Below are 16,783 nucleotides of genomic sequence, written 5' to 3' on the forward strand. Positions count from 1 at the left end.
GAAGAAAACGCCGCCTCGCTCCCCGATGCGGCGGCACTGCATAATTCCCTAAATCGGAATCGATTTAGGGTTAAAATTATGCAGCAATTCAAAGTGTTACAGCGTCCTTTGCGCGTCTGAAAAGACGCGCGGCGCTGTAAAAACCGCCTTTGCCAGTCTCCCCGGATCGGCAAGGGCGGTTTTCTTTTTGCGCTCAGTCTGACTGCGCTCTTTCCTCCGGCATCATCGCGGGTCCTGTGCCACGGCTGTCCGGTTGGCGCCAATGGCTGCCCCTCACCCTAACCCTCTCCCCGTTCTGACGGGGAGAGGGGACGTGCCCTGCGAGAGCGAGCGGGGAACGGAGAGGGCGCGGCATGGTTCCTTCGCCCCGTTTACGGGGAGAAGGTGGCGGCAGCCGGATGAGGGGCCGGCATCGGCGTTCTCTTGGGCCGAGGAGCAGAAGATGACATTGAACCGAGCCCCGCGCGTCTGAAATGACGCGCGGGGCTGCAATGTTTACTGCTCGATCGCGAAGGTCACGGTGACGCTGACATTGTAATTGTTCTCGCCGCCCTGGACGGGAACGGCAGCGTCGGAGGCCTCCTTCATCATCGTGGCGCGATAGACCGGCTGCGGCATTGCGCGCGGCACATTCTCGTTGATCTCGAGGATGCGGCCGAGCTTGACGCCGGCGGCTTCGCTCAGCGTCTTTGCCCTCTTGACGGCATCGGCGACCGCGGCCTTGCGTGCCTCTTCGATCGCGGCGTCCGGCTTGTCGTTGGTGAACTGGATTTCGCCGCCCTGGTTGATGCCGAGGGTGACGGACTGGTCAATCACCGCGCCGAGCTTGGCGAGATCGCGCAGCCTGACGGTGACCGAATTGATGGTCTGGTAGCCGATTAGTTGCGGCTGCTGCTGCTGGCCGTCGACCGGCTGCGGATAATTGTACTGCGGCTGGATGGAAAAGCCGGAGGTCTGCAGGTCGCGCTCGGCAATACCGCCGCTCTTCAGCGCGGCAAGTACGTCGTTCATCGCCTTGTTATTCTCGTCGAGCGCTTCGCGGGCGGTTTTCGCCTGCTTGACGACGGCGAGATTGACGACAGCCATATCGGGAGCGACGGACGATTCGCCATCGCCGGTCACCGAAATCACCGGCTCTCGCGGCTTTGCCTCCTGCGCGAAGGCGGGCGCTGCGGCGGCGAGCGGCAGCGCCAGAAGGGCGGTCATCAGGACAGTTCTGGTATAGATCGGCGCCATGTTTTCATTCCTTGGTTGTCGTTTCCCGGAACAGCTTTCTGTCGGTTGATTGTGAAGCTATTACGGCGGAAAAGACAGGCGCATGCGTAGCGAGAAAAAAATCTAAGGGGCGCCTGCGTTGGAGCTTGAAACCGGAGGACGTCGGCCGACCTTAAAAGCCGAAACGGCTGGAACGGAACCGACGGCTTACTATTATCTGGCGACCATCAACGATGAGGAAGCAATGTTCGAAACGCTCGATCCCGTCCCCTCCGAGATCGCCACCGCGATTTCCGATGGCCTGAACGCCTTCAACGAAAGCGCTGAGATCAGACGCGAGGCCTTCGCCATCGTCTGGCGGGAAAACGAAAGGCTTATCGCCGGAATAACGGCGTCCGTTTCCTTCTCGGTTCTTTTCATCGGCAATCTGTGGGTCGAAAAATCGCTGCGGCTCAGCGGCATCGGCCGGAAGCTGATGGCGGCGGCGGAAGAGGAAGGGCGCCGCCGCGGCGCCGTCATGGCCTGTGTCGACACGCTGTCGACCCAAGCGCCGGACTTTTACCCGAAGCTCGGATATGTCGAGTTCGGCAGGGTAAGCGGGCATGCCGGAGGCCGGCCCGTCGACCGCATATGGTTCCGGAAGGAGTTGTCCGCCGCGGCCTGATCAGGAGCCGCTGACGGTTTCCACGTCCGATGTCATTGCAGGGATATGTGAGGTCGCTATCGCGCGGGACGCGGGTCAGGTTGCCGGCGCCAATCGTCCGGCTAGGCGCCGAAATCGTCCATGAAGGACGGATGGATGGCTGGCTTCCGCTCCTCGCGTGCGTTTCGAATACGTTGGGGAACAGCACCGAGACCGGCGACAAAACGGGTGAGGAGATTGCGGTTGAAAAGTTTCTGTATGGCACTCATGGCAGTTTACTCATTCTTTTTTTTGTTAGCCGGCAGCATATATTTTGCCCAGGCTGCCATAACAATGGGCAATTTTGCATGACAGTTATGTGACGGTGCATGGCTGGAGAGGAGCTGGCCTAAAAGGTGATCACATTGGCGTTAGAACGGGCCGCCGAGGGCGGTCAGTCACGATAAATCCTCGTCTGTGGTCGCCGTGGCGTGGTAGATTGCCGCTTGGGGTAAAACCATGCCCTCCGAAGGAGAAGCTCAGATGAACCGATTTTTCGCATTTTTCGCGACCGGAACGCTGATCAGCCTTGCCACGATCATTTCGGGCTGCACATCGTCCGGGAGCGTCGACCAGACGTCGTCGATCGGCGGCGGTTATTATGAGCGTCAGCCGCTTAATCCCGCGTGTGGGGGTGGGTTTAGACCTAGCGACGGGCGGTCTTGCAGTTATTAGATGGCGCGATACTTGTCACGACCACTTTGGCGCATATGTTCTCTAATCGTATAGTTCTGCGAGTGTGCCTTTAGCGTTACAGCTATTTGTTGAGTTGGGCTGTATCCTCTGGCGTGTTGTAAGACATGGGGTAAACGAAAATGAAGCTAACGATCGCCACCGCTTTTCTAGCACTTGTCGCAACGACCGCGTTTGCGGCGGATGCCGTACAGGACATCCCGCCCGCTCCTGTTGCGGCTGCGCCGGCTTTCACCTGGTCAGGTCCTTATCTCGGTATCGATGGCGGCGCCAGTTGGCTAAACGGTGACTTCAGCGTCGGCGGGGCCAGCGATTCTCAGGATTTCAACGGCGGCGTCTTCGGTGGATTTGTGGGTTACAATTTCCAGTTCGACAACAACTTCGTTGTCGGTATCGAGGGCAACCTCGAACACAACTGGAACGAAGAGGAAGCGCTGGGAGCGGACGTTGGGACCGATTGGGCCGGCGCTGTTCGTGGTCGTGTCGGCTACGCCTTCGACAGAGCGCTGCTTTACGGCGCAGCTGGTTGGACCGCCACGCGCGGATATGTGGACCTGCCGGGACTCGACAAGGAAACGGAGACCTTCAACGGTTACACCGTCGGCGCTGGCGTCGACTTTGCCATCACCAACAACATCTTCGGCCGCGGCGAGTATCGGTTTAATGACTTCGGCGAGAAAGACATTCTCGGCGTTGATGTCGACCTCGACCAGCACGAACTCAAGTTCGGAATCGGCGTGAAGTTCTAAGAACTGTCTGTCGGATCAGCAGGAGGAAAGCCCCGCCGGAAAAAAGCGGGGCTTTGTGCGTTTCATGACAATGCCAGGAAAGTCCTTCAATTAAGCCTGACTGCAAGAGTCGGTTGAAAAACGCTCGGTCAAAGGTCTAAGCTCCAGAACAACCGTTCGATCTCAATAATGTCCTTGCCGGGCTTGCCGACCGGAATATTTATTTCAGACATCCGACTGGCGGGGGCGACGAGTTTGCTCACGGTTCGCCCGGCAGCCCGGATTCTCGGGATCGAGCGCCGCTACCCAATGTAAGGGATATCTTCATTCCCTTATGCCGAATTCGGCATAACGGGATTTATCCCGAGCCCGATACTATGCCGAGTAAGTTCCCTAAGGCCCGAGATTTCCGGTAGTCCAGGATCGAAAGCTCGGCATAGTTTGAACGCGTTGGAAGACGGGTTTCGCCCAAAGCAGTTATCGCCGTATCGCGTCTCCGCTAAGTTAAGATGCGGGTCGCACGAGTTCTCGCAGCCGCGTAACAGACTTCGAGGGAAATTCTCCTTCGCCCCACAGCTTCGCATAGCCCACGAGACCATGTGCATCGAGGACCCGGTCGGCAGCCCGAAGAACAGCAGCTCCAAAAGCGCCAATCTCACAGATTTCGTCGATTACGACCTTTGCTGCCTCAGTCGGTTTACTGGACCAGAGTTCATCGAACTCAAATATGCGAACTCTGATTCCGTCCCCAACCTTGTCGACAACCTACCGATACTCCCCAGGCTCTTCCCAGAAATGCGCCTCCGATTGAGTTTCCCCGGACATGACACGACATGCTGCATCGACAAGCTCTTCGAGAGCATGCCCCAAGTAGGAGGCCGTAATCGTGACAGAGGAAGACCCAATGGCCACATCGCATGACGCCCATCCGATTGTGTTGGCTCTAAGCTGGTAATTGATGTGTACGACGGGTACCTGCGGTAATGTCGAATCTGCCATTGGAATTTGGTACACCATGAGGGTGTGGGACGACAAACGAGGTTTACAGGATGGGCAGATTCCAGCCCGAAGCCGCCCGTCCCACCGCTACCGATTTATTGCGGCTGGCACTACCGTGAGAAGGTTTGGGCCTAAATTTATAAAACGGTGTTCGCGATAAAAGATATAAAGTCGTCAGCCTCCGGCTCGAATGTGGGACCACCCATGTCGAGACAGAAGACCCCCTCGCCGAGAGAGGGGCAAAGGCAGTACCTCCACGAGGCACCGGTGTCCGCAATGGAGAAATCGTTGGCACGTGGGTAATGGACGAGAACGAGCATTCGTCGTTTATCCCGGACGGCGCATCGGAGCCATTGTTTTTCGATGTCTTTCTCGGTTCGCTCTGTCGGCGAATTGAGGATTGGTTGCAGAACAACACCGGCAGTGTTGCCGGGTGACGGGAGCGCTGGATGGTGGACGGAAGTGGGAGGTGTTGCGGGCACGGCCTCGTTGCAGGCGTTTGGCATAGGCCCAAGACAGCAACTTGTTGATCGGCCGAACTTGGCCTTCCTCTTGTAGATGCTGGCAAGTAGGGCCGATGAGGCGTCCCGATAACTGACGTTGTCGATCAAGGTTTTGTTATTTGCTGAAAGCCCTTCGCCAGCGCTCGCTGCCACGATCAAGGTTGCCTCGGCCACACCTACAGATGTCCTTTGGGCAACGGCGATATAGGGAGCCGCAACCTGTCGAAGGGGTCCCATTCACCCGATTGACTGCAGATCTGGAGTAGTTGGAGGCTCGGTGCGGTCATGAATCCAGAGCGAAGGTTAAGCCCGGTCGGCGAACATCCGCCATCTCGCCAGCAGCTTGTATTGGCAGAAGGCGCCTTGAGGCGCGGATGCCATATCCGGCGCGCACCGGGTCAGGTCGCATTGAAACGCTTGGGTTCCACGGCAAAAGAATAGCAAGCGGCAACGACCAGGGCTTTGGAAAACAAGGCAGAAGTCCTGTCGCAAGTCCTTCCAACCAGTAGAGAACTTAAGTTTATAGGGAGAACAACCTGCGACAGGGAAATTCGGCTTCTGTCCCGGGACTATGTGAAGGGACTTTTCGGGCACGGCCGGTGTCATTGGATATGCGGACGCCTACGGCTACGGTCTCGATCAAGGCGCTCTTGAACGGTACTTCGGCTCGATTGGCTTGGCGACGTCGGAGGGCTTTTCCTATAGCAAGGTGAGCATCGAGCGTGCGTCAGCGGAAAAACCGTCGCAGTTTGAATGCACCCTTCCAAGGCTATAGCGAAGTCGCTTGGGGTGCTGAAGCCATAGACTTGCCTTCCGCCGATTCAAGCCCCTTTGAGGCTGCTTCAAGTACCCTTCGAAGGACGCCAAGGAGTTGATAAAGCATAGCCATGGTCGAAAAAGTAGCCGTCCCAAAGTTGCAGGATCTATATGTCGGCCGACTTGCTATGAGAGGCGATTGGGTAGTGGCTTGTGTTCGCTCTCAAATGGCTTGGCCGATTGTAACGACAGAAGTGTTGTTCCGGAAGCGCACAATCTTCCTCATACCTTGGGCCGATGCTGGAGGATCAGCCGGGATAATGTATCCCGCCGCCGCTGTCTCTTTACAGCCTGACGAAGACCGGGATTCGGGGCAGCTGCTGATAAGCCATTTTCTCAGTTCACTGGCCTGGGCACATGGGCAGTCTATCGAGATCGAACAGTGGAGTGGAGGAAATTTGCCGCGATCCATGGGCGGGTTCAATGGGCCATATGTTGCCACCCCTGATTTTCTTCACCCTTACGTGCCTGATCCTGCAGACGCTAAGGCCCGTCTGGCACTTGCCCTCTATCGGGAGGGGCTTGGTCTGAATAATCCTGCCTACGCGTGCTTGAGCTTCTTCAAAATTCTCAACATCTTTAGGGATAAAGGTCCAGATCAAATTGCTTGGATTGACGATACGATTCCTAAGATCAAAGACAGTCGGAGAGCGCGAAATCGCATCTCCTCCCTCCAGAATTCGAACGAGACACCAGGCAAGTACCTTTACGGGTCCAACCGCTGCGCTGTGGCCCACGCCTTTGGCACTACTGCAAACCCTGAGGATCCGGCTGATATGCGGCGGATGCGACAAGATTTGCCTGTTGCTCAGGTGTTGGCGGAATACGCCATCGAGCACCACTTCGGTGTGAAGAGCAGCCAAACGATTTGGGAAGAGCACCTTTACGAACTCAAGGGCTTCTACGAAATATTCGGCGAAGGTGCCGTGGCGACCATAAAGGCAGGCGCCTCGCCGGAGCGAAATCTTTGGCCGCTGCTTCCTAGGCTTACAGTGTCGTTGGCACGCAGTGAAGGGTTCGCGGCGCTAACCAACCTTCGTTCTGAGGTAATAGCGATTGCGGATGGCTGTGCGACTGTCATGTGCACCTCTGATGACAACCTTACAGAGATGGTGCTGTGGCTGAATTTCGCAGAGGAACGACTACAGATAAATGTGAAGGATGGGCTGAGGACGGCCGACGACGGATCGGAGGGGGCGGCCAGAAGCTACGCAAGCGTCATGCGATTTGTTCGCGACTATATACTCAACGGTGTCCTTGAAGTGTGGGATTGGGATCAGCGGAGACTGCTTGGTAAATGCGATGCCTTCATTCCGTTGAATGTCGATCTCGAGGCAACCAAAAGAGCTTATGATTCAATCATTAGAAATTACGAAAATCTAGCCGAGGTACGTTCGAAATCGGGGAACTTTGGTGGAGACTAGGTCCGCAGCTCCCACCATCATCGAATGACGCGCCATCAAACCCCGCCCTCAAGCATGCTTCAAAAGATCTCGAAAATTCCGGAATCTAGTGTCAAAATTCCGGTTTCGCGTCCGGCTACAGCGACCGGCGAGATACAGCATCTTGAAATGTTGGTGGGCCCGGAGGGACTCGAACCCCCAACCAAGCGGTTATGAGCCGCCGGCTCTAACCATTGAGCTACAGGCCCTTGGCGCCGTGTCCGGCGCTTGGGTGCCGGGGCAATGGTTCCCGCAGCACGGTTTCCGCTCTAACGCAAATCCGGGGGAGCCACAAGCGGTGAGCGCAAGCATCTGTGGACGATGCATATTTCGTGGGCAGCCACTGGAACCTTCCCGCGTGGGCCACACTTATCCAAGTCACATTCCGCATGAAGAGGGCGATCGCAGATGGTGGCTTCGAACAGTGCCGTGGTGCTCATCGTGGAGGATGAGCCGCTGATCCGGTTCAATATCCTCGATGTGCTGGAGGAGGTCGGTCATGTGACGCTGGAGGCGGCGAATGCCGACGAGGCTCTGGTGGTGCTGAAGGGCAGGCAGGATGTCGATATCCTGTTCACCGACGTCAACATGGCCGGTTCGATGGACGGTCTCCAGCTTGCCAATCGGGTGCGGGCGATGCGGCCGAACATCGGCATCATCATCACCTCGGGCATGGTGCGGCTCGATCCGATGGCGCTGCCCGCCAATACCGCCTTCCTGCCGAAGCCCTACATGCACGACACGCTGATTTCGACGATCAATTCCCTGATGACGTAACGGCAATACCCTGATGACTGGACAGGGGCGCGCAGCCGCAAAACGGGGACTGTTTTTGCGGCTGCGCGCGAGGCGCCGGGAGACATGCTCGTCTTCAGGCGGGGCGGAGGGGAACCACACCCTCAGCTGAAGCTGCTCTTCAGCGCCTCGTTCTCGTGATGGGCCTTCTTCTCGTAGATCGTGAACAGCGCCATCGAAAGGAGATAGGAGAGGAAGGGATCCCCTATCTGCGTGGCGATGTCGCGGGATGCGAGAACATGGCGCTCGAGAGCGCCGATATCCTTCTGTATTGCGGTCTGCGTGGTGGTTTCAGCGAGGCGATTCATGCTGCCATCTCCAGGAATTGGGTCACGACCGAGCGGGCCGGCACGTGCCTGACATAAAGGGGTAGGGTGAGGCCGAGGGCGGCGCGCATCTTGCGCAGCACCCGGTCCGATACTTCGAAGGCGCCGCAGCAGACGGGGTATTTGCCGTAGCCGTCTGCACGGCCGAGTTCTTCCACTTCGGCGCCGGCGCGCTTGTAGACGCGCTTGAGGTAGGGCTCATAGTTGGAAATCATCGTATGGATGCCGTGATCGAGCGCGCATTCGCAAAGCGCAAGCAGCATCATGGAGAAGGCGCGACCGGCATCGACATGGGGGAAATCCTTGGCGATCGCCTCTTCGTCGATGCACATGCGCGTGCCTTCCCAGATGCCGGGGGCGATAAGATTGGCGGCGTCAGGAAACGTCTCGCGGAAGACGTCGTAGAGAAGGGTCGGGCCTGTCGTCGGCATCAGGCGCATGCCGCCATAAAGGCGGGTGCGGCTGTCGTTGCACCAGACGAGATAGGCAGGGGCGAGCGAATCGTAGCTGTCGCGTTCGTAAGGGCCGATGACGGGAACGTCCCAGCCGAGCGTATCGGCGAAGACCTTCTTGCGCAGGCGAAACATCTGGTCGAGTACGGCAGCGTATTTCTGATACTCATGTGCCTGAATGATAACGAACATTTTGCCCTCCAGCGTTTTCAAGTTCGTGGAGAGCACAATGGTTCATGCGGGCCGGTTCGGAAATTCCCTCAGATGGGCCCCCTCAGATGAGGGGGGCGCATGTCGCGCAAAAGTGTGCAGCGGTTTTGCGACAACGACATGCGCTAGGGATTGATGATGCGCAATTGCACGGCCCGCGAGGCGGCGGCCGAGATCGTGGCGCAGCCGAGCTTGAAGCGGGCAGTCTTTAGATAGTCGCGCGTGGTGTGCTCTGAAATGCCGAGGATGACCGAAATATCTTTGTAATCCTTGCCCAGCGCCGTCCAGTGTAGACACTCGATCTCGCGCGGCGACAATGCCGGCACCGGATCGTTTTCGCCATGCAGCTCGTAGACGGCCTTGCGGTGGATGAGATGGGCGATCTCGATCCATTCGTTGCGGCTGCGGCGGACGAGTTCGGCCCATTCTTCCGCCGGTATGCGGGCATTCAGCGACAAGAGCGCGCGGCGCTGCGCCTTGTCGGCAACGGGAATGGAGTAGCCGTTGCCGCCGATACCGTGCTTCTGGGCATCGACCAGCATGGCATAGGCCTCCGGCGTCGGCTCGACCTCGCTCCAGTCGAAGGGCAGCTGACGTTCAAAACCCTGTTTGACGATCGGATCGACCTTCACATAGCTGTTCAGGAGGTAGCGGGAGACCCAGGCATCCGGGTAGGTGGTGCGCACGAAGGGCGAATCGATCTTGCTCGCGATCGTCTGGGCGAGATGGTAGGTGACGAAATCGAGACCATATTCCGCCTGGAGAATGCGGATGGCTGCATCCACATTGGCCGCAGCCTTGATCTGTTCGAAAGCGGACTCGAACTTTTCGCTGTAGGTATTCTCGATCATTTCCACTGCCCCAATTCCCTCAATCCTACCGTGAGGACCGTCACAAATACAAGGCATCCCCACATATGCGGGGAATGACAGTTTGGCCCCCATCTGCTAGCGCCTGTCATGAGGAGGCCTCATATGGACAGCAAGAGACCGTTCGAGATTGCCGAATGCCAGCAGGCGGCCAAGGGGCTCAAATCCAGCTGGCAGGATATGGCAGGCTCTGAAGCGCTGATCCGCGCGCTCGTTGCCGAACGCAACGGCGACACGCCGCTGGCGCTGTTCTGGACCGAGGTCCACCGGGCGATCTGCGAGGAAAGCAAAGCTTTCTGACGATTGGCTTCCGGAAGAACGGCTCAGGCTTTTCTCCGCAATTTAGGCCGGGCAGCCAGGCTGGTCGGCGGGGGTGCCCTACCGCTTTTCTCCAACGCTGCCGGTGAACACGTCTTCATTCTTGTCGCGATTCGATTTGATGGCGAAAGGATCGGACGTTTGATTCTGGATCTATGGTTAAGAAAACCGCATAATTTCAGCAGTTTGTGCCAAAATGGCTTGACGGAGCATTTGCGGCCGGAGCAATGGTGTCTGTGGAAACGGTTACACTCCGCTCACCTGTGCAGCGCTGGCTGCAGAGCGTTCGGATGTCATCACTGATGCGGCATCCGTTTCAAACTGTACAACGATAAGTGGGGAACCAATTTCCCGAGTGGTGGCAGGGAGATTTTCAGGCCCGCTTCCGGCTCAGCCTGGGCTGAGCCGGCACGAGGGAAGGGTCAGCCTGCCTTCGTCGAAGGATTGACCCAGTCCTGACGCGGCATTTCGGGCCGCTGCGGTTTCGGACGAAACTTCACCAGCACCTCGCGGCCATCGACGGAGGCCTGCGTGCGTTCAAGCGCATCGCGTTCGGCAACCGCTTGGCGCCAATGTTCGTCGTCGCGGCCATCGGGGCGGCCCTGTTCCTCCCAGATCGCGTAAGCTCTTTTGCTAATCCATTCGTGGCGTCTGTCGCTCATCTATCCGTTCCGTTCGAAAGTGTTATTCGGCAATTCTGTCCTGCAGAATCGGTGGCCGGCGTTTGGCGGCCATCAGCAGGTCGAGCTCGATCGAGGAGGGCCCGAAACGGGTGAACAGACTTTCGGCCTGCTCGTTTCGCAGGCCGTATTTGGAGGCGAATTCATCAAGGCTATAGGGACGGCCGCGCAGGATTCTGCTTCGGCGCTCCGGTTCACGGATTTGCGTCATTGGTGGTAACCCCAGTCGGTTTGGCGAATGTGAGAACAAAACAGATTACAGCGCCAAAAGTTCCGTGATTCCGCAGCGATTTCTGCCCTTTGTGCCATTCCGGACCGATCTCAGGCGGGCGGCAAAATATTTGGCGAATGGCGGGTCCCGAGAAAATTTCCACTAAAACATGCAAGAATATCAGGGCGTTATGGAATTGGCTTCCATGCGCGCATATAAATGGGCTTTACCCCGGCGCGTTACTCTATAGAATCAATAGTGTTATTCGGTTCGCAGGGGCAGCAAAACGTTCCGTTCCCCGCGTTTGGCGCGACCGATACCGGAGGATTTGGCCTCAACCCATCAAGAGGAGACAGACATGATGAATGCACTGCCGCCACTTCATGACGGCCATGCGCCGTTCGACCTCCAGCAGCTATTTCGCGAAGCACTCTATGCCTTCGAGGAATGGGACAGTGAATTGACCGAACCGATCGTGACCTACGAAGGACGGGTCATGCCCATCAGCTTCGTTTTCGAAGCCATGCGCGAATGCACCGACATCGTGCCGATGAACATCGTCGGCGCCGTCACCGAACGGCTGACCAAGCCATGGGAGGGCGAAGGCCCGCTCGACCAGATGACCTTCTCGACGGCGGCGCGCGTCATGCGCGTCCTGGTGCGCAAGCGCCTTCACGTCACTGGGGCTGCGGATCTCGTCGCCGTTTCGGCCCACGCGTCCGAAGACCAGGGCCGCGACTGACAAAGTGAGGATCGCGGCCATGGCTGCGATCCTTTTCCGCTTTTTGGCGGAACCTCGCTTATTCCCAGCCGTTTAATCCGGCAGGCACGGCCACATCAAGTAATGGCCTGGGAATGAGCACCATGCTGAAATCCATCGTTCATGAAATCATCGGCACGCCCCGGCGTGAGCCTGAGCTTCCGCAATCGCTCGAACAGTTTCGCGACAGGAAACGGGTGCTGATCATCTTTGCCGATGCGCAAGACGATCGCGCGCTCATCCAGGACGAATGGCTGCGCAAGGCGCATATGCGCCTCATCGAAGAAGACGTCGAGGTGTTCAGCATTGCCGGCGGCGGCGCATTTGCGCTGTTCGACGATGACTGGGACCTCGATGCCGACGATATTCGCGATCGGCTGCAGGGACCGCCGTCCGGCGAGTTCGGGCTGATCCTGATCGGCCGCGACGGAACCGTTAAGCTGCGCTCGAGTGAGCCGATGAGCGCCGAGGATATCTTCGCAGCCTTCGAGATGTTGCCGAAGAAGACGCCCTGGTAGGGTTTCAAGAGTTCGTTTAAAGCGGGGCGCGGTGGATCATCCGCGTCGCGCGTCTTTTTGCATGTTCAGAGTTCGAAGGCTTCCTTGAGGCCCAGGCTCTTGCGCTCGCGCAGGTCGAGATCAGCCTCGATATGGGTGATGTGGTGCAGCATCAGCTGGCAGGCGCGGTCGAGTTCGTCGGCTTCGATCGCCGAGATGATGTCACCATGTTCGGAATGACCGCAGCTCGAGGCGGTCGACTGGCCGTAGAGCGCAATCACCAGGGATGAGCGGGCGACGAGCTCCTCCATGAAGCGCTGCATGATCGAATTGCCTGATATTGCCGCCAGCGTCAGATGAAAATCGCCGGATGCCTTGATTTCAGCGCGGCGCGCCGTCTGGCCACGCTCGCTCATCAGGCGGCCTTCTTCCAGCAGAAGCTGTCTCAGATGTGTAATATCATCAGGCGTGATCCGCGCTGCGGCCTCGCGCAATATGCCTGGTTCGACCAGGCGGCGGGCGGAAAAGATCTGGCGAGCCTCTTCGGGCGAGGGATAGGCGACGAAGGCGCCGCGGTTCTTCTCGACGCTGACAAGGCCTTCATAGGAGAGCGCCTGGAGAGCGGCGCGCGCAAGCGTGCGGCTGACGTTGAAGAGATTGCCGACATCGCTTTCCGAAAGCTTTGTGCCGGGAGAGAGCCTGCGCTCGACAATCGCTTCGCGAATGGCATCGCGGATCTGTTGCGCGCCTGTTTCGGCGGAGTCTTCGGCCTGCTGAGCCTTGGCGGCGGATTTCATGAAATTTATTTCCTGATGGTCGGCAAACCATACCCGGCTTCCCGGCAAAAGTTAAACAGAATTTGTGCCCGAAATGGCCGCAAAATTGTATACGATGTTTTGCACAAATTGCGCACGATAGCCTAAATCATGTGCAAATGGTGTTGCGCCCCTAATTTGCTCTCTCAATAGCGGTTTTGATAAAACCGTTATTTCACAATGACTTCCTGTGAGCAACGGAGTCTGGCACGGCAGATGCATCGTCTTTTCCAAACAGGGGAAGGCATGATGTCGAAAGCGGCAGAGATCGATATAGTATCCGTTTCGAAGGTCTATGGCGCGACGACGGCGGTCCATGCGATCAGCCTGAAAATTCCGGCCGGCTCCTATTGCTGCTTCCTCGGCCCATCGGGCTGCGGCAAGACTTCAACGCTGCGCATGATCGCCGGCCATGAGAGCATCTCGTCGGGCGACATCAGGCTCGGCAATGCCGTCGTCACCGATTTTCCGCCGGCCAGGCGCGGCACGGCGATGATGTTCCAGTCCTACGCGCTCTTCCCTCATCTCGACTTGATCGACAATGTCGCCTTCAGCCTGAAGATGAAGGGTGTCGACAAGCAGGAGCGGCGGGCCAAGGCGCTCGAGATGCTGAAGCTGATGCAGATGGAGGCCTATGCCGCCAGGCGTCCGGCCCAGCTTTCCGGCGGCCAGCAGCAGCGCGTGGCGCTGGCGCGCGCGCTGATCACCGATCCGGAAGCGCTGCTGCTCGACGAGCCGCTGTCGGCGCTCGATCCGTTCCTGAAGATCCGCATGCGCGCCGAACTCAAGAAACTCCAGAAGTCGCTCGGTATCACCTTCGTGCACGTCACCCACAGCCAGGAAGAGGCAATGGCGCTTGCCGACGTCATCGTCATCATGAATGACGGCCGGATCGAGCAGGCGGCAGCCCCGCGCGAGGTCTTCGAGCGGCCGGCGACGGCCTTCGTCGCGCGGTTCATGGGCGACCACAACGTGCTCTCCGGCCGGGTGACGTCGAGCGAGAACGGTGTGCTCGTCATGACCGTGCCGGAAGGTCAGAGCTTTTCCGTGCGCGGGACGGGCAGGGAGGTCGGCGAGCCCGTCGATATCGGCATCCGCACCGACCGCGTGCGCCTGCAGGTGGCGACCGAATGGACGCTCGGCTTCGACGGCATCGTCTCCAACATCGAATATCGCGGCTCTTCCGTGAAAATCACCGTCCTCGGCGCCGGCAGCGACGACTTCACCGTCATTGCCGACGACGGCGACTATTTCGCCCGGCCGGTCGCCGTTGGCGACACAGTCTCGCTCAGCTGGGCGCTCGAGGATGCCGTGCTTCTCGGCCGCTCTTCCACATGAGCCATCACCATCAAGAACACTGAACCTTCCGCATCCAAGAAAAGGGGAACTGACATGACGACTGAATCGACATCGACCAAGGCGGAGAAAGGCCTTTCCCGCCGCGCGCTGCTGAAGACGGGTGCTGCCGCCGTCGGCGCCATCGCCGGCTCCGGCGCCATCACCGGCTTTCCAACCATCTGGGCGCAGACGAACATCACGCTTCGCCAGTTCGGCACCGGCGTTTCGAACATCAATGCCATCGCCGAGAAGTGCAAGGCCGATCTCGGCATCACGCTGGAGATGACGGCAACCGATTCCGACGCCGCCGCCCAGCGCGCCGTCACCCAGCCTGACAGCTACGACATTGCCGACATCGAATACTGGATCGCCAAAAAGGTGTTCCCGACCGGCGTGATGCAGCCGATGGACGTCAAGAAGCTGAAATATTACGACAAGATCGTGCCGCTGTTCATCAACGGCAAACTGAAGGCAGACAGCGTCATCGCCCAGGGCACGGCGCCGCACACGGTCGGCTTCGTCGAAGCGCAGGATTCCAAGAAATTCGCCAAGGAAGCGACGCAGTGGATGACGATGGTTCCGACCATCTACAATGCCGACACGCTCGGTATCCGCCCCGATCTCGTCGGCCGCGACATCACCAGCTGGGCCGACATCATGGATCCGAAGTTCAAGGGCAAGACCTCGATCCTCAATATTCCGTCGATCGGCATCATGGATGCGGCGATGATCATGGAAGCCATGGGCAACATCAAATATGCCGACAAGGGCAATATGACCAAGGAAGAGATCGACAAGACGATCGAATTCCTGATCAAGGCCAAGGGCGAGGGCCAGTTCCGCGCCTTCTGGAAGAGCTTCGACGAATCGGTAAACCTGATGGCGTCGGGCGAAGTCGTCATCCAGTCGATGTGGTCGCCGGCCGTCGCCGCCGTCCGCTCCAAGGGCATCGCCTGCAAGTATCAGCCGCTCAAGGAAGGCTATCGCGCATGGGGCGGCGGCCTCGGCCTTGCCTCTCATCTCAAGGGGGCGCAGCTCGACGCCGCCTATGAATACATCAACTGGTACACGTCGGGCTGGGTCGGCGGCTACCTCAACCGCCAGGGCTATTATTCCGCCTGCATGGACACCGCCAAGGAGTTCATGTCGGCCGACGAATGGGGCTACTGGATCGAGGGCAAGGCTGCAACCGGCGACATCATGTCGCCCGAGGGCAAGGTCATGGAGAAGGCAGGTGCAGTGCGCGACGGCGGCTCGTTCGAAGCCCGCATGGGTGCTGTCGCCTGCTGGAACTCCGTCATGGACGAAGACCGCTACATGGTCCGCCGCTGGAACGAGTTCATCGCGGCCTAAGCGACCGTCGTTTTTCCCCTCCCCAACCCTCCCCACAAGGAGGAGGGAGCCCGGAGGCGGTGCGGCAAAGATACTCCCTCCCCCTTGTGGGGAGGGTTGGGGAGGGGTCTTCTCGAGCCCTCTTCTTAACGACCAGACGAATGACGAGCTTCCGAAAGGGTAAGGGATGGCGACCATCGCAGCGGAAACGGAGGAGGATGGCCAGGGTGCGCGCGGCGGGCGCGGACTGAAGCTTTCCCCATCGGCGATCTCCTATCTCCAGGCGACGCCGCTGTTTGTCATTCTCGGCTTGTTCTTCCTGCTGCCGATCGCGATGATCGCGGTCGTCAGCTTCTGGGACTACGACTTTGCCGGTCTCTATCCCGATTTCCTGACGATGAACTACACCGACACGCTCGGTTCGTGGGTGACGTGGAAGATCTATCTCAACACGCTGAAATTCACTGCGATCGTCTGGGCGCTGACGCTCGTCATCGGTTTCTGGGTCGCCTATTTCCTGGCCTTCCACATCCGCAAGACCTCGACGCAGATGATCCTCTTCCTCGTCTGCACCGTGCCGTTCATGACGTCGAACATCATCCGCATGATTTCGTGGATCCCGGTGCTCGGGCGCAACGGCCTCGTCAATTCGACGCTGATCAAGATGGGCATCATCCCGCAGCCGATCGAATGGCTGCTCTATTCCGATTTCGCCGTCGTGCTTGCCATGGTGCATCTCTATACGCTGTTCATGGTGACGCCGATCTTCAATACGCTGATGCGCATCGACCGGTCGCTGTTCGAGGCGGCGCGCGATGCCGGCGCCTCCGGCTGGCAGGTGTTGTGGAACGTCGTCATCCCGCTCGCCAAACCCGGCATGGCGATCGGCACGATCTTCGTCGTCACGCTCGTCATGGCTGACTTTTCGACGGTGCAGGTGATGTCCGGCGGTCAGAGCGCTTCGGTGGCGCTGATGATGAAGAACCAGATGTCGCTGCTGCAATATCCGGCGGCTGCCGCCAATGCCGTGGTGCTGCTCGCCGTCGTGCTGTTGATGGTCGCGGCCATCCTGCGCGTCGTCGATATCCGCAAGGAGCTTTGA

General features: G+C 58.6%; 20 protein-coding genes, 1 tRNA gene and 1 pseudogene. 13 read left to right on the forward strand and 9 right to left on the reverse strand.

Features of this window, described 5'->3' with window-relative positions:
• Positions 1-495 precede the first annotated feature (495 nt).
• Entirely contained in the window at positions 496-1,236 is a 741-nt protein-coding gene (locus tag V8P77_RS02780) for an SIMPL domain-containing protein (RefSeq protein WP_131639557.1), read from the reverse strand.
• Positions 1,237-1,459: 223 nt separating this feature from the next.
• Between V8P77_RS02780 and V8P77_RS02785 the strand changes: the two genes are divergently transcribed.
• Positions 1,460-1,879, forward strand: a complete 420-nt coding sequence (locus tag V8P77_RS02785; RefSeq protein ID WP_335910579.1) for a GNAT family N-acetyltransferase — start codon at positions 1,460-1,462, stop codon at positions 1,877-1,879.
• 101 nt (positions 1,880-1,980) lie between these two features.
• On the opposite strand, the gene V8P77_RS02790 is transcribed toward V8P77_RS02785, so the two are convergent.
• The gene (locus tag V8P77_RS02790) at positions 1,981-2,127 is read right to left on the reverse strand and encodes a hypothetical protein (RefSeq protein WP_003541569.1); all 147 of its coding nucleotides are present in this window, start codon (positions 2,125-2,127) and stop codon (positions 1,981-1,983) included.
• A gap of 253 nt (positions 2,128-2,380) precedes the next feature.
• On the opposite strand from V8P77_RS02790, the gene V8P77_RS02795 reads away from it, so the two are divergent.
• From V8P77_RS02795 to mauJ, 5 genes and pseudogenes are all read left to right on the forward strand, one after another.
• The gene (locus V8P77_RS02795; protein WP_335910580.1) at positions 2,381-2,572 is read left to right on the forward strand and encodes a hypothetical protein; all 192 of its coding nucleotides are present in this window, start codon (positions 2,381-2,383) and stop codon (positions 2,570-2,572) included.
• Between the two features lie 140 nt (positions 2,573-2,712).
• Positions 2,713-3,339: an outer membrane protein gene (locus V8P77_RS02800; RefSeq protein WP_335910581.1), complete on the forward strand. Its 627-nt coding sequence runs from the start codon at positions 2,713-2,715 to the stop codon at positions 3,337-3,339.
• A gap of 146 nt (positions 3,340-3,485) precedes the next feature.
• Positions 3,486-3,734: pseudogene (locus V8P77_RS02805) on the forward strand (OB-fold nucleic acid binding domain-containing protein); the annotation flags it as partial.
• An 885-nt stretch (positions 3,735-4,619) separates the two neighbouring features.
• Positions 4,620-4,754, forward strand: coding sequence for a hypothetical protein (locus tag V8P77_RS02810; RefSeq protein ID WP_335910582.1), 135 nt, complete (start codon positions 4,620-4,622; stop codon positions 4,752-4,754).
• Positions 4,755-5,707: 953 nt separating this feature from the next.
• On the forward strand, positions 5,708-7,060 hold the full coding sequence (mauJ, locus tag V8P77_RS02815; protein WP_335910583.1) for a methylamine utilization protein MauJ: 1,353 nt from the start codon (positions 5,708-5,710) through the stop codon (positions 7,058-7,060).
• 151 nt (positions 7,061-7,211) lie between these two features.
• Here mauJ and V8P77_RS02820 read toward each other — a convergent pair.
• Positions 7,212-7,287 (reverse strand) — tRNA-Ile (locus tag V8P77_RS02820).
• A 199-nt stretch (positions 7,288-7,486) separates the two neighbouring features.
• On the opposite strand from V8P77_RS02820, the gene V8P77_RS02825 reads away from it, so the two are divergent.
• Positions 7,487-7,855, forward strand: coding sequence for a response regulator (locus tag V8P77_RS02825; protein WP_335910584.1), 369 nt, complete (start codon positions 7,487-7,489; stop codon positions 7,853-7,855).
• A gap of 122 nt (positions 7,856-7,977) precedes the next feature.
• On the opposite strand, the gene V8P77_RS02830 is transcribed toward V8P77_RS02825, so the two are convergent.
• The 3 genes from V8P77_RS02830 to V8P77_RS02840 form a co-directional block, all read right to left on the reverse strand.
• Positions 7,978-8,181 (reverse strand): hypothetical protein, encoded by a 204-nt coding sequence (locus tag V8P77_RS02830; protein WP_017961378.1) that lies wholly within the window; start codon positions 8,179-8,181, stop codon positions 7,978-7,980.
• The gene (locus V8P77_RS02835; RefSeq protein WP_335910585.1) at positions 8,178-8,843 is read right to left on the reverse strand and encodes an acyl-homoserine-lactone synthase; all 666 of its coding nucleotides are present in this window, start codon (positions 8,841-8,843) and stop codon (positions 8,178-8,180) included. Before V8P77_RS02835 ends, V8P77_RS02830 begins: the two co-directional genes overlap by 4 nt.
• 143 nt (positions 8,844-8,986) lie before the next feature.
• On the reverse strand, positions 8,987-9,712 hold the full coding sequence (locus tag V8P77_RS02840) for a LuxR family transcriptional regulator (protein WP_335910586.1): 726 nt from the start codon (positions 9,710-9,712) through the stop codon (positions 8,987-8,989).
• 123 nt (positions 9,713-9,835) lie between these two features.
• On the opposite strand from V8P77_RS02840, the gene V8P77_RS02845 reads away from it, so the two are divergent.
• Positions 9,836-10,030, forward strand: coding sequence for a hypothetical protein (locus tag V8P77_RS02845; RefSeq protein WP_335910587.1), 195 nt, complete (start codon positions 9,836-9,838; stop codon positions 10,028-10,030).
• Positions 10,031-10,470: 440 nt separating this feature from the next.
• Here the strand turns inward: V8P77_RS02845 and V8P77_RS02850 are convergent, their stop codons facing one another.
• Positions 10,471-10,710: a DUF2934 domain-containing protein gene (locus V8P77_RS02850; protein ID WP_025395376.1), complete on the reverse strand. Its 240-nt coding sequence runs from the start codon at positions 10,708-10,710 to the stop codon at positions 10,471-10,473.
• Between the two features lie 22 nt (positions 10,711-10,732).
• The gene (locus V8P77_RS02855; RefSeq protein WP_335910588.1) at positions 10,733-10,939 is read right to left on the reverse strand and encodes a hypothetical protein; all 207 of its coding nucleotides are present in this window, start codon (positions 10,937-10,939) and stop codon (positions 10,733-10,735) included.
• Between the two features lie 358 nt (positions 10,940-11,297).
• Here V8P77_RS02855 and V8P77_RS02860 point away from each other — a divergent pair, with 358 nt between their 5' ends.
• Together V8P77_RS02860 and V8P77_RS02865 are read left to right on the forward strand one after the other, a co-directional pair.
• On the forward strand, positions 11,298-11,681 hold the full coding sequence (locus V8P77_RS02860) for a BRA0787 family protein (RefSeq protein WP_222247039.1): 384 nt from the start codon (positions 11,298-11,300) through the stop codon (positions 11,679-11,681).
• Positions 11,682-11,803: 122 nt separating this feature from the next.
• Complete coding sequence (locus tag V8P77_RS02865) at positions 11,804-12,217, forward strand: DUF4174 domain-containing protein (RefSeq protein ID WP_335910589.1); 414 nt, start codon at positions 11,804-11,806, stop codon at positions 12,215-12,217.
• A gap of 65 nt (positions 12,218-12,282) precedes the next feature.
• Here the strand turns inward: V8P77_RS02865 and V8P77_RS02870 are convergent, their stop codons facing one another.
• The gene (locus V8P77_RS02870; protein WP_335910590.1) at positions 12,283-12,993 is read right to left on the reverse strand and encodes a GntR family transcriptional regulator; all 711 of its coding nucleotides are present in this window, start codon (positions 12,991-12,993) and stop codon (positions 12,283-12,285) included.
• A 267-nt stretch (positions 12,994-13,260) separates the two neighbouring features.
• On the opposite strand from V8P77_RS02870, the gene V8P77_RS02875 reads away from it, so the two are divergent.
• From V8P77_RS02875 to V8P77_RS02885, 3 genes are all read left to right on the forward strand, one after another.
• A complete protein-coding gene (locus tag V8P77_RS02875; protein WP_335910591.1) occupies positions 13,261-14,349 on the forward strand; it encodes an ABC transporter ATP-binding protein in 1,089 nt (362 codons plus the stop codon).
• A 54-nt stretch (positions 14,350-14,403) separates the two neighbouring features.
• Complete coding sequence (locus tag V8P77_RS02880) at positions 14,404-15,702, forward strand: ABC transporter substrate-binding protein (protein ID WP_335910592.1); 1,299 nt, start codon at positions 14,404-14,406, stop codon at positions 15,700-15,702.
• 166 nt (positions 15,703-15,868) lie between these two features.
• Positions 15,869-16,783, forward strand: a complete 915-nt coding sequence (locus V8P77_RS02885) for an ABC transporter permease (protein WP_027664196.1) — start codon at positions 15,869-15,871, stop codon at positions 16,781-16,783.

The organism is Rhizobium aouanii (assembly GCF_037002925.1).
GTDB lineage: Bacteria > Pseudomonadota > Alphaproteobacteria > Rhizobiales > Rhizobiaceae > Rhizobium > Rhizobium aouanii.

What these genes read in the sequence shown, in the direction of transcription:
- V8P77_RS02780 (WP_131639557.1), bottom strand. Translation starts at nt 1,236, where the DNA reads ATGGCGCCGATCTATACCAGAACTGTCCTGATGACCGCCCTTCTGGCG.
- V8P77_RS02785 (WP_335910579.1), top strand. Translation starts at nt 1,460, where the DNA reads ATGTTCGAAACGCTCGATCCCGTCCCCTCCGAGATCGCCACCGCGATT.
- V8P77_RS02790 (WP_003541569.1), bottom strand. Translation starts at nt 2,127, where the DNA reads ATGAGTGCCATACAGAAACTTTTCAACCGCAATCTCCTCACCCGTTTT.
- V8P77_RS02795 (WP_335910580.1), top strand. Translation starts at nt 2,381, where the DNA reads ATGAACCGATTTTTCGCATTTTTCGCGACCGGAACGCTGATCAGCCTT.
- V8P77_RS02800 (WP_335910581.1), top strand. Translation starts at nt 2,713, where the DNA reads ATGAAGCTAACGATCGCCACCGCTTTTCTAGCACTTGTCGCAACGACC.
- V8P77_RS02810 (WP_335910582.1), top strand. Translation starts at nt 4,620, where the DNA reads ATGGACGAGAACGAGCATTCGTCGTTTATCCCGGACGGCGCATCGGAG.
- mauJ (WP_335910583.1), top strand. Translation starts at nt 5,708, where the DNA reads ATGGTCGAAAAAGTAGCCGTCCCAAAGTTGCAGGATCTATATGTCGGC.
- V8P77_RS02825 (WP_335910584.1), top strand. Translation starts at nt 7,487, where the DNA reads ATGGTGGCTTCGAACAGTGCCGTGGTGCTCATCGTGGAGGATGAGCCG.
- V8P77_RS02830 (WP_017961378.1), bottom strand. Translation starts at nt 8,181, where the DNA reads ATGAATCGCCTCGCTGAAACCACCACGCAGACCGCAATACAGAAGGAT.
- V8P77_RS02835 (WP_335910585.1), bottom strand. Translation starts at nt 8,843, where the DNA reads ATGTTCGTTATCATTCAGGCACATGAGTATCAGAAATACGCTGCCGTA.
- V8P77_RS02840 (WP_335910586.1), bottom strand. Translation starts at nt 9,712, where the DNA reads ATGATCGAGAATACCTACAGCGAAAAGTTCGAGTCCGCTTTCGAACAG.
- V8P77_RS02845 (WP_335910587.1), top strand. Translation starts at nt 9,836, where the DNA reads ATGGACAGCAAGAGACCGTTCGAGATTGCCGAATGCCAGCAGGCGGCC.
- V8P77_RS02850 (WP_025395376.1), bottom strand. Translation starts at nt 10,710, where the DNA reads ATGAGCGACAGACGCCACGAATGGATTAGCAAAAGAGCTTACGCGATC.
- V8P77_RS02855 (WP_335910588.1), bottom strand. Translation starts at nt 10,939, where the DNA reads ATGACGCAAATCCGTGAACCGGAGCGCCGAAGCAGAATCCTGCGCGGC.
- V8P77_RS02860 (WP_222247039.1), top strand. Translation starts at nt 11,298, where the DNA reads ATGATGAATGCACTGCCGCCACTTCATGACGGCCATGCGCCGTTCGAC.
- V8P77_RS02865 (WP_335910589.1), top strand. Translation starts at nt 11,804, where the DNA reads ATGCTGAAATCCATCGTTCATGAAATCATCGGCACGCCCCGGCGTGAG.
- V8P77_RS02870 (WP_335910590.1), bottom strand. Translation starts at nt 12,993, where the DNA reads ATGAAATCCGCCGCCAAGGCTCAGCAGGCCGAAGACTCCGCCGAAACA.
- V8P77_RS02875 (WP_335910591.1), top strand. Translation starts at nt 13,261, where the DNA reads ATGTCGAAAGCGGCAGAGATCGATATAGTATCCGTTTCGAAGGTCTAT.
- V8P77_RS02880 (WP_335910592.1), top strand. Translation starts at nt 14,404, where the DNA reads ATGACGACTGAATCGACATCGACCAAGGCGGAGAAAGGCCTTTCCCGC.
- V8P77_RS02885 (WP_027664196.1), top strand. Translation starts at nt 15,869, where the DNA reads ATGGCGACCATCGCAGCGGAAACGGAGGAGGATGGCCAGGGTGCGCGC.